The 6,422-nt window shown below is 73.6% G+C and carries 6 protein-coding genes; 2 read left to right on the plus strand and 4 right to left on the minus strand.

Features of this window, described 5'->3' with window-relative positions:
• Positions 1 to 32 precede the first annotated feature (32 nt).
• Positions 33 to 956, minus strand: a complete 924-nt coding sequence (locus ACIQU6_RS39070; protein WP_403486503.1) for a hypothetical protein — start codon at positions 954 to 956, stop codon at positions 33 to 35.
• Positions 957 to 1,504: 548 nt separating this feature from the next.
• Here ACIQU6_RS39070 and ACIQU6_RS39075 point away from each other — a divergent pair.
• Positions 1,505 to 2,926, plus strand: coding sequence for a hypothetical protein (locus ACIQU6_RS39075; RefSeq protein ID WP_403486504.1), 1,422 nt, complete (start codon positions 1,505 to 1,507; stop codon positions 2,924 to 2,926).
• Between the two features lie 72 nt (positions 2,927 to 2,998).
• On the opposite strand, the gene ACIQU6_RS39080 is transcribed toward ACIQU6_RS39075, so the two are convergent.
• From ACIQU6_RS39080 to ACIQU6_RS39090, 3 genes are all read right to left on the minus strand, one after another.
• A complete protein-coding gene (locus ACIQU6_RS39080) occupies positions 2,999 to 4,180 on the minus strand; it encodes a TerD family protein (RefSeq protein WP_403486505.1) in 1,182 nt (393 codons plus the stop codon).
• Between the two features lie 191 nt (positions 4,181 to 4,371).
• Positions 4,372 to 5,040, minus strand: coding sequence for a lytic transglycosylase domain-containing protein (locus ACIQU6_RS39085; protein ID WP_403486506.1), 669 nt, complete (start codon positions 5,038 to 5,040; stop codon positions 4,372 to 4,374).
• A 73-nt stretch (positions 5,041 to 5,113) separates the two neighbouring features.
• Complete coding sequence (locus ACIQU6_RS39090) at positions 5,114 to 5,692, minus strand: TerD family protein (protein WP_403486507.1); 579 nt, start codon at positions 5,690 to 5,692, stop codon at positions 5,114 to 5,116.
• Between the two features lie 159 nt (positions 5,693 to 5,851).
• Here ACIQU6_RS39090 and ACIQU6_RS39095 point away from each other — a divergent pair, with 159 nt between their 5' ends.
• Positions 5,852 to 6,268, plus strand: a complete 417-nt coding sequence (locus ACIQU6_RS39095) for a sec-independent translocase (RefSeq protein ID WP_403486508.1) — start codon at positions 5,852 to 5,854, stop codon at positions 6,266 to 6,268.
• The last annotated feature ends 154 nt before the right edge of the window (positions 6,269 to 6,422 follow it).

Below are 6,422 nucleotides of genomic sequence, written 5' to 3' on the forward strand. Positions count from 1 at the left end.
CACGGGGGCCGGCCGGCGACCGCCCGCCGGCGTCAGCCCAGCGGCCGCCCGTAGGCCCGGAGGGTGCGCAGCGCGTCGAGCGTCACCATCGGGCGGCTCTCCAACTCCGTGCCGGGCGCCCAGAGTCGCCAGGTGACGGGCCAGCCGCCGTCCTCCCCCTGGAGCGCGGACAGGTGGGTGAGGGCCCGGTCCATCTCCTGGTCGGTGAACCAGCCGCGGGCCAGTGAACGGGGCGCCGCGGCGAAGTCGTAGGCGAAGTGGTGCTCCCCCGGGGCGTAGCCCTGCGGTACCGGGGCCTCGGCCGCCCGCGCCGGGTCCAGCACCACCAGGCCCTGATCCCGCACCAGTCGGCCCAGCCGCTGCGCCGCGGCGGCCGCCCGGGGCCGGTCCGGGGCGCCGTCCAGGAAGGCCACCGCCGCGATGGCCTCGTAGGGATGGGTCTTCTCCAGGGACTCCACGGTCGCCCAGCAGTAGTCCGTGGCCCGGAACAGCCAGGCGTGCCATACCTGGTTGCGGTGCAGCCGCCCCACCACCGGGCCGGTCGCCAGCAGCGAGCTCGGCGGGTCGTCCACCACCGGGATCCAGGGCGCGGCCGGATAGCCGCGCAGCGAGGGGTGCACCGCAGGCAGCGCGCCGTCCGGGGTCGAGATCCGCGTCAGATAGCGGCAGATCCGCTCCACCCGGCGGCCGTCGCACCGCCCGATGCGGTCCAGGACCTCCAACGCGTGCGCGGTGTGCAGCGGTTGGCTGACGGGGCCGCGCAGATCGGGTTCCAGGGCGTGGCCGTAGCCGTCGTCGTCGTTGCGGTACGCGGTGAGCGCGGTCTCGACCGGGTCCGCGCCGCCGTCGAGGAAGTGGTACGCGAAGAGCCGCTGCTCCAGCACCCGGGCGGTCAGCCAGACGAAGCGCTCGGCACGCGCCAGAGGGGTCGCTGGGGGGCTTACGTTTTCGGCCATGGCCCGACCGTAGGGGCCAAATCCCCCGCCGGCACCGGCTCGCCGCCCGCTGCCCTCCGAGGGCGGGATCTTGGAGGCATCCGGTTGACGCGCCCCTCCTGGGAGCGCGGGGCGTCTCCAAGGGTGGGACGGGGATTGCGGGTTCGCGGCGCGCGTGCTGCAATTCCGCGCGTGATGGGTCAACTCCCGCTCCACCGGCGCCTGTTCCTGGACCTCATGCGGCTCGCGTCCGCGGGGTGTCGCCCCGTGGCCCACTGACCCTGCCCCACGCCTCCCGGGCGTCACCCGCCCGGGACGGCCGGGAGGCCGCGTCCGGCTGCCGCGCCACCGTGCGGGACCGGTCGCCCCGGATACCGGGAGCTTCCCGCGCCGCCCTCCCCGGGGCAGTGTCAGTCGACCGCCCCGGTAGGGAGGCGTATTCCGTGCCCGCCCGTCATACCGGCCCCGTCCGGCCGGGCGCCCCGCGTGTGCGCCGTCCCGCCTGCGCGCTCCCGCGCGCCCGAACCCCGGTGCGCGCCCGCCCCGTTCCCGCATCCTGGAGCCGATCCATGCCCCCTCGTAGCACCCGCGCCCGCGCCCTGGCGCTCGCCGCCGCCCTGACCGCCGTCCTCGGCACGGCGGGCCCCGCGCGGGCCGCGGCCCCGCCCGCCAACCCCCACCTCGCCGCCGGCGGGGCCGGCGCCATGCACGGCGACTCCGCCTCCTCCGACACCACGCCCCGCGGCGGCCCGGGGACCGGCCGGACCGTCAGCCACCGCACCGCGCTCCAGGCCGCCTGCCCGACCGTGCTGGCCGGCTCGGACGGCCTCCCGGTGGCCGTCTGCACCGGGATCTTCGACCGGGCACCGCACGTCCACCTGCTCGACCCGGCGACGGGCGCCTCGCTGACCGAGCTGACGCTGACCAAGTCCGGTGTCCTGGGCGGCATCTACAGCTATCTGGACGACCGCGACCGGCTCGTGGTCGTCGACGGTTCCGGCGACCTGCTGCGGATCGCCCACGCCCGGACCGTGGGCGGGAAATGGGAGCTGAAGGTCGTCGAGCGGACGCCGCTGACCGCCGCCGTGTCGGCCGGGGACGGCGTGGTCGGGCTCGCCCCGGACTGGCGGGGGCGGGTGTGGTTCGCCACCGGGCACGGCCGCGTCGGCACGGTGGACACCGCGACGAAGACGGTGCGGACGGTGGACCTCGGGGAAGGGGTGGCCAACTCGATCTCCACCGCGCCCGAGGGCACCGCGGTCGCCACCGACCACGCCCTGTACCTGCTGCGCGCCGGCGCGGACGGCGCGCCACGGGTGGTGTGGCGGCGGGCGTACGACCGCGGGCCGACCCGCAAGCCGGGGCAGCTCAGCCACGGAACGGGCGCGACCCCGACGTTCTTCGGACCGCGCACCGGCTCCGAATACCTGGCGATCACCGACAACGCCGCCCCTCAGGAGAACCTGATCGTGGTCTCCACCGAGGACGACCGCACGGTGTGCCGGATACCGGTCCTCGACCCCAACGGCAGCGGCACCGAGAACTCGCCCATAGGGGCCGGTAACAGCGTCTACGTGGCCAGCACCTACGGCTATCCGTACCCGGCGGTGCCGGACGGCGCGGGCCCCGCCCGGCCCGCGAGCGCGCCGTTCACCGGGGGCCTCACCCGGATCGACGTCAACCGGAACGGCCGCGGCTGCGGCGTCCGTTGGGAGACCCCGATCCGCTCGGCCGCCGTGCCCAAGCTGTCGCTCGCCGACGGCACGCTCTACACCGTGGAGCGCACCGGGGTCCTCGACCCGGCGCGGACCGGCATCCTGGACCGCTACGACTTCCTCGCCGTGGACGCCCGGACGGGCCGGGTGACGAGCCGTCACCACCTGGGCACCGGCTTCCTCTTCGACACGCTCCAGATGGCCGGCAACGCCACCGCCGGCCGGGTGTGGTGGCAGGGCACGGTCACCGGGGTGGTGCGGATCGCGACCGAGTGAGCCGGAGCGCGCCGGTGCCCGGCCGCCCCGAACGGGACGGCCGGGCACCGGTAGTTCACGCCGGGCGGCGGGTCACTCGTAGTCGTCGCCCTCGTAGTAGTTGTTGACGACGACCTCGGGCTCGTCGTCGCTGAACGCCTCGTTCAGCAGCGCACCGCCGACCAGGCCCGCGGCACCGGCACCGATCAGCGCGCCGGTGCCGAAGCGCCGGCCGCCGCCCTGCTGGTGGTCGGGATGCTGCGGGTAGCCCTGCTGCGGGTAACCACCCTGCGCCTGCTGCGGGTAACCGCCTTGCGCCTGCTGGGGGTAGCCGGCCTGGGCCTGCTGCGGATAGCCGGCCTGGGCCGGGGTGTAGAACGGCGGGGTGGTGGTCTGCACCCGCTGCGCGCAACCGCCACAGGTCTGGACCTGGCGCGGCACACCCCACTGCGGGGACCACATCACGGGCGTCATCCCGGGGCCGTGGCTGGGGTCGAAGAAGCAGGTCATGTCGGAACTTCCTGTCGTGTGCGGTGATGTGGTGGGGGCGAAGCCCGATCCGGCCGGCTCCACCCCGGCGGCGGCCGCCGCGGCCAGCGGTGCCACCGCTGCCGTGGGGGCCACTGGTGGGGTGGAGGGGCCGGTGGGCGCTGTGGGGGCGGGCGGCGCGGACGGCGCCGGGGCGGCCGCGGGGGCCGGCTCCGGGCGCAGCACGTCGACGCCGTAGTCCTGCGCGATGCCGGCGAGCCCGGAGGCGTAACCCTGGCCGATCGCGCGGAACTTCCAGTCCGTGCCGTGGCGGTACAGCTCGCCGAAGACCATCGCGGTCTCGGTGGCGGCCTGGCCGGCGAGGTCGAAGCGGGCCAGCTCGGTGCCGCCGGTCTGGTCGACCACGCGGATGTAGGCGCTGGTCAACTGGCCGAAATTCTGCCGGCGCTGCTCGGGCTCGTAGATCGAGACCGGGAAGACGATCTTGCTGACCGCGGACGGGACCGTGGCGAGGTCCACCTCGATCTGCTCGTTGTCCTCGCCGGTGGGGCGGCTGCCGGAGTGCCGCACCGCGCCGTCGGGACTGGTGAGGTTGTTGAAGAAGACGAAGTGCTGGTCGGAGAGGACCTTGCCGGACTCGCCGCACAGCAGCGCGCTGGCGTCCAGGTCGTGGCCGGCCCCGGAGGCGGCTCCCACCTGCCAGCCCAGCCCCACCCTGACGGCGGTCAGACCTGGGGCCTGTTTGCTGAGCGACACGTTGCCGCCCTTGGTCAGGGCCACGCCCATGAGCTTTCCTCCATAACGTTCCCGGCTTGCGGCGTCCGTCGGCTACAACGCCAAGGAAATCGGCAAGGTTCCCTGTCTTGCGCAATGCCTGAAGTATCCGGCTGATTGGTCGTCAAAGCGGCATCGGCACCGGGTACTGACGCCATCCTGTCGCCGTTCTGCCGCGGGGTGTCCGTCTCGTCACCGCCGTGTCACCGGGCGATGTCCCGTTTTGCCGCGGCCCAGTTCGTGTGCAGTCGGTCCAGGTAGGACTGCGCCTGGGCGCCGGGCGCGGTGCCGCGGGCGAAGGCGAGCATGTTGCCGGCGCCCGCGTTGTAGCCCAGCGCCAGCAGCTCGTCGCGCGAGTGCCCGGCGGGCCAGCGCGCGGGCAGTTGCCGGTCCAGGTCGTGCAGGTACCAGGCGGCCGCCTCGACGGCGAGGTTGCGGTCGTCGGGCAGCTCCTCCCATTTCCGGGCGGCGAAGTCCCGGCCGCGCTTGACCTCGTCGAAGGCGGCCCGGTGCATGTTGGCGACGCCGAACGCGGCATCGGGCTTGTAGCGCTGCCAGGCCCGCTCCAACGCCGGATCGTGCGGTTTGTACGCCTCGTTGTGGAGGATCGTCATGAGGAGCTGGGGGTGGACGCCGGCCGCCGCCGCGTACTTGCGCACCGCGGCGGCGCAGTCGACCGGTTCGTACGCCCCGTCGGGCCGCGCGGTCGTGGCGTCGTCATCGGGCGACGCGGACGGGGCGCCGTCCGGACTGGCGGAGGGGCGCGGTGCGGCGTCCGGAGCGGGGGTGTGACCCGTGTGCGCCACCACCCAGAGGGCCAGTGCGGCGCCCGGAAGGGCCAACCACCGCCACCGCATCCGGGATCCAGCCATGCTCCGCTCCCTCCGGCGCGCGCCGTCCCGATGCCGGAAGGGCGCCCTCCCGGCCCGTCGGCCGCTGCGCCGCTCAGCCTACGTTGACCCCGAAGTCCTGGGCGATGCCGCGCAGCCCGGAGGCGTAACCCTGGCCTATGGCGCGGAACTTCCACTCCGTGCCGTGGCGGTAGAGCTCGCCGAAGACCATGGCGGTCTCGGTGGAGGCGTCCTCGGTGAGGTCGTAACGGGCGATCTCCCGGCCGTCGGCCTGGTTGACCACCCGGATGAAGGCGTTGCGGACCTGGCCGAAGCTCTGGCCGCGCTGCTCCGCCTCGTAGATGGAGACCGGGAAGACGACCTTGGTGACCTGGGGCGGGACGCCGGTGAGATCGACCTGGATCTGCTCGTCGTCGCCGTGACTGCCGCCCGTGAGGTTGTCGCCGGAGTGGACCACGGAACCGTCGGGGCTGGTGAGGTTGTTGAAGAAGACGAAGTGCTGGTCGGAGACGACCTTTCCGGACTGCGCGCACAGCAGGGCCGAGGCGTCCAGGTCGTAGTCGGCGCCGGTGGTGGTGCGCACGGCCCATCCCAGGCCGATCGTCACCGAGCTGAGGCCCGGGGCCTCCTTGCTGAGCGAGACATTGCCGCCCTTGGCCAGGGTCACACCCATGAAAAACCCTCCAGCAGTCCTGAAAAACCCGTCTGTGCCGTCGCCCTGGAAAACGCGCGGAGCCCTGGCTTGGTTCCATGATTGCGCAATCTCTAAAATGTCCACGGTGGCGCCTACGGTGGCGCGACGGTGCACCGACGACCCATGGGGAGCGGCGGGATGTTCTTCGGTATCAGTACCCCCGACCTCCTCGTCATCGCGGTGCTCGCGGTGCTGCTCTTCGGGCCGGACAAGCTGCCGGAGTTCGTCCGCAGCGCCACCGCCCTGCTGCGCAAGGTGCGGGACTTCTCCGAACAGGCGAAGGCGGACGTGCGTGCCGAACTCGGCCCGGATTTCAAGGACTTCGAGTTCGAGGACCTGCACCCGCGGACCTTCGTCCGCAAACAGTTGCTCGGCAACGACGACCTGGGCATCGAAGAGATCCGCGACGGCATCGGCGAGATCCGGGACGCACTGGACCCGGGGCGGGAGACGCCGGCGCCCCAGGAGCCGCGGACCCCGGTCGACCTCCACAAGCGGCCCACGGCCGACGGCCCCTCAGCAGAGCGCCCGCCGTTCGACGCCGACGCGACCTGACGGGGCGCCGGGCACCGGCTGGGGCCTCAGCCGCCCAGGCGGCGCAGCGGTGCCGGTGCCGGGGGTGCGTTGCGGGCGGCGAGTTGGGTGACGAGGGTGCGCATCACGGCGACGGTTTCGGGGTCGTCGACGAAGTAGACGACGCGGCGGCCTT

Origin of the sequence: Streptomyces sp. NPDC090442 (assembly GCF_044769405.1) — a bacterium.
GTDB lineage: Bacteria > Actinomycetota > Actinomycetes > Streptomycetales > Streptomycetaceae > Streptomyces.

Coding starts and splice junctions, on each gene's coding strand:
- ACIQU6_RS39070 (WP_403486503.1), bottom strand. CDS start 956: ATGGCCGAAAACGTAAGCCCCCCAGCGACCCCTCTGGCGCGTGCCGAG.
- ACIQU6_RS39075 (WP_403486504.1), top strand. CDS start 1,505: ATGCCCCCTCGTAGCACCCGCGCCCGCGCCCTGGCGCTCGCCGCCGCC.
- ACIQU6_RS39080 (WP_403486505.1), bottom strand. CDS start 4,180: ATGGGCGTGGCCCTGACCAAGGGCGGCAACGTGTCGCTCAGCAAACAG.
- ACIQU6_RS39085 (WP_403486506.1), bottom strand. CDS start 5,040: ATGGCTGGATCCCGGATGCGGTGGCGGTGGTTGGCCCTTCCGGGCGCC.
- ACIQU6_RS39090 (WP_403486507.1), bottom strand. CDS start 5,692: ATGGGTGTGACCCTGGCCAAGGGCGGCAATGTCTCGCTCAGCAAGGAG.
- ACIQU6_RS39095 (WP_403486508.1), top strand. CDS start 5,852: ATGTTCTTCGGTATCAGTACCCCCGACCTCCTCGTCATCGCGGTGCTC.